This window comes from Psychrobacter sp. (assembly GCF_036731945.1).
GTDB lineage: Bacteria > Pseudomonadota > Gammaproteobacteria > Pseudomonadales > Moraxellaceae > Psychrobacter.
This window is the reverse complement of record NZ_DAINDI010000034.1, coordinates 23563-24143: the sequence shown is the minus strand read 5'-3', so window position 1 is coordinate 24143 and position 581 is coordinate 23563. Positions and strand designations below refer to the sequence as shown.

Annotated in this window: 1 protein-coding gene; it reads right to left on the bottom strand. The window is 39.9% G+C overall.

Annotated elements, in window-relative coordinates:
* Positions 1-314, bottom strand: a 314-nt coding sequence (locus tag V7D75_RS08510; RefSeq protein WP_333614218.1) for an esterase/lipase family protein, incomplete at its 3' end; no start/stop codon positions are given.
* Positions 315-581 lie beyond the last annotated feature (267 nt).

Below are 581 nucleotides of genomic sequence, written 5' to 3'. Positions count from 1 at the left end.
ACACTCCCTAAATGCGGTGTCCCAAGGGTTACGCAACGCCCAATTTGCCATTGTGGATATTCAGCGACAAAATCACGAACAATCAAACCGCCCAAACTATGACCGACCAAATCGATTGGTTGGTCTGGATGATGATGGTTTTCTAGCCAGCTATTTAGACGGGCGCTATTGGTTTTGATGCCATCACGCATACTACGATAGCCATACTGATGGGTGTCAAATCCTGCTGCTTGCAAGCGTTTGGCCAATGGTCGCATAATCCAAGCGCTTTGATGCAGACCATGAATCAGAATAACGCGACTTTTTTGTTGCATGTCATTGTCCAAAAATTAATTTATTGATGTTTTATTATATTAGGCTGTTACTGGTCATTTAAATACTAATGACGTTATTTCTTAAGTTATTAGTTAATAAAGGCAAAATAAAAACCTCCAAATCAGCTGCTGACTTGGAGGTTTTTTTTATAAAATACTGTTTATGATTTATCGAAAAATACGATTACATGTAGTTTTCGATACTTGGGCAAGAGCACATAAGGTTCTTATCACCATAAGCGTCATCAACACGTGCCACCCTCGGCC